Genomic DNA, 2414 nt, shown 5'->3' with positions numbered 1-2414 from the left:
GAGAGTTTGCTCTTTTCCCTTCGAGAGCCTGAGGGAACGATTTCTTGGTGTCTGAGGTTCTCGAAGTCACATTTTACGATATTTTTCTTTCAAGAGTTTGATCTTTTCCCTTCGAGTGCCTCAGGGAACGGTTTTCTTGGTGGCTGAGGTTTTCGAAGTCACATTTTACGATCTTTTCCTTTCGAGTGTTTACTCTTTTCCCTTCGAGTGCCTCATGGAACGTGTTTTCTTGGTGGCTGAGGTTCTTGAAGTCATACTTGCTCTAATTATTAGAACTAAACAATTTATTAAATCTAGTGTTCAATGTTTCAATATACGCTTGTTTAGTATCTTTATTTAAGAAGCTAATCTCCACAAAATCGATCCATTTTAGTCTAATTTTGATGAATCTTTTGTAAATAGACTCTACTGATTTATTAGGTATTTTTAATGTTTTCGCTAACTGATTGAAATCTTCTATTTTTAATCTATTTTTTTTACCATTAATTGTTAATGCAGATTCTTCCTTATCATCGGGAATTAATAACAGCGTATTCAATAAATCGTAAGCTGGAGATAATTCGTATTCATTGAAATCATTTTCGATTAATGAATAGTTTTTAAGATGCATATCAGCATTTGCAGTCAAATAATTAAATAAAACAATTTCAAATAATTTTTGAGCTTCAAATCCACTATTTTTAGTTAGTTGATAGATTAATTTTCCGATTTTTTCTATTGAACCTCGATATTTATGTTCCGTTAAATTTTCAGTCAATTGACAAAAGTCTTCAACAGCAATTTTATCTTCATTTTTTCGATCAAATCGCTTTGTTAAATAAGCCAATTCACCTGAATTAAGCCGAATAAGTGTGTGTGTTGCTGTTTTTATTTTTACCAATTCCGCTAAATGCATGGTTAAGTCTTCATTTTCGGGTAAGTCGATATATTCTTTTGAAGCAGGTTTTAAAATATAATTTCCTTCAAGATCAACAATTGTAAATCTTGATTGTTTATTTATATCGCTTATAAGATTTAAAGATAATTTTGGCTGTACACCTGTAACTGCAACACTTTTTACAATCAACTCTTTTGCTAATTCTTCTAATTGTTTACTATCAAATTCAATTAGTGGAGGAGTAGTTGAACCAAATATTTTTTTAGAACATTTAGAATGAAAATCAGTTTCATTTTCTGCTAATTCTTTGTAACAACTAAGGCATTTTATCATAATTCTTCATTATTTGAAATGATAGAAACAGCTCCAATACAATCTTTGCAAAGGGTTAATAATAAACCAAAACGATCTTTAGAATTTAATTTCCAATTTTTTACTGCAATATTCAAAAGCCAACCTTCTGGTATTAATCCATCAAAAAAAGGAAATAAAATTTTACTTTCATACGAATCTTGTTGTTTTGGAAGCATTAAACTAATTGGTTTCGATTCCAAATTATTCAAATATTCTTGATCGTATTTAAAAATATAACCATTTTCATTTTCAGAAATTGTTCCTGCAAATAGATTTTTATAATAGACTAAACCTTTTCTCATTGCTCAATTTTATCAATTACACCAACTTCAGAACCAAATAAAGCTAAAACTTGATTAACTTTATCTAATCTTACAGAAGGTTTTCCTTGTTCTAGTTCACGAATAAATCTTAAACCAACTCCAGCTCTCTCAGCTAATTCAGGTTGTGTAAGTTTTAATCTTTTTCTTTTTTGTTTGATAAATTCTGCAATTGATTGATTCATACTTATACCCTTTGAGGTATAAATATAGTCATAATTTTTGTTTTATACCCAATAAGGTATAAAATTTATATAAACGTAAGTATTATACCTTTTAGGGTACGATTATTTCTTTGTGGCTGAGGTTCTCGAAGTCACACTTTTACGATATTTTCCTTTTTAGAACTCAGGGAACGATCTTTTGGTGGCTGAATTTTTTGAAGATAAAATTCTATTCTCGATACAATTTTTCTTCATTATTATTTCGAAAAATCACTCGAACTGACGAATTTTAATTAAGACGTATAACAAATGGATATAAACTAAATTTTAACCATACTGAAAACCTTTTCTTCTTGATAGTTTGATCTTTTCCCTTCGAGAGCCTAGGAACAGGTTTTTCTTGGTGGCTGAGGTTCACGAAGCCACATTTTTACGATCTATTCCCTTCGCATGTTTGATTTTTTCCTTCTAAAACCTCAGTGACCGTACTAAAAGCGAATTTGAATATTGGAAAAGAATGACGAAAACGGTATTAAAACACACACGTTAAGAAAATGTTTGAATGAAACTTAAAAAGGTATTAGCCCGTAGGGTTTTTAAAATATTTAGAGAAATGAGAACATATTTAGTAGAGAGTTTTACAGCCAAGTCTTTTTTCGTTAGTTTTTTTGACTATTCCCCGAAGGGCATATGAATACC

General features: G+C 30.1%; 3 protein-coding genes. All 3 read right to left on the bottom strand.

Translation table 11 applies throughout. From position 1 onward, the window contains the following. Positions 1-262 precede the first annotated feature (262 nt). Genes B3I31_RS08745 through B3I31_RS08735 form a run of 3 tightly spaced genes read right to left on the bottom strand, consistent with a single transcriptional unit; the run spans position 263 to position 1736 of the window. Complete coding sequence (locus tag B3I31_RS08745) at positions 263-1210, bottom strand: HipA domain-containing protein (protein WP_114999431.1); 948 nt, start codon at positions 1208-1210, stop codon at positions 263-265. After that, positions 1207-1533 (bottom strand): HipA N-terminal domain-containing protein, encoded by a 327-nt coding sequence (locus B3I31_RS08740; protein ID WP_114999432.1) that lies wholly within the window; start codon positions 1531-1533, stop codon positions 1207-1209. Before B3I31_RS08740 ends, B3I31_RS08745 begins: the two co-directional genes overlap by 4 nt. Further along, the gene (locus B3I31_RS08735) at positions 1530-1736 is read right to left on the bottom strand and encodes a helix-turn-helix transcriptional regulator (protein ID WP_114999434.1); all 207 of its coding nucleotides are present in this window, start codon (positions 1734-1736) and stop codon (positions 1530-1532) included. Before B3I31_RS08735 ends, B3I31_RS08740 begins: the two co-directional genes overlap by 4 nt. Between the last annotated feature and the right edge of the window lie 678 nt (positions 1737-2414).

Source organism: Empedobacter sp. UBA3475, assembly GCF_002378465.1.
In the GTDB taxonomy this organism is placed as follows: Bacteria; Bacteroidota; Bacteroidia; order Flavobacteriales; family Weeksellaceae; genus Empedobacter; species Empedobacter falsenii_B.
The sequence above is the reverse complement of the archived record's forward strand: the minus strand, read 5'-3'. Positions and strand labels throughout refer to the sequence as shown.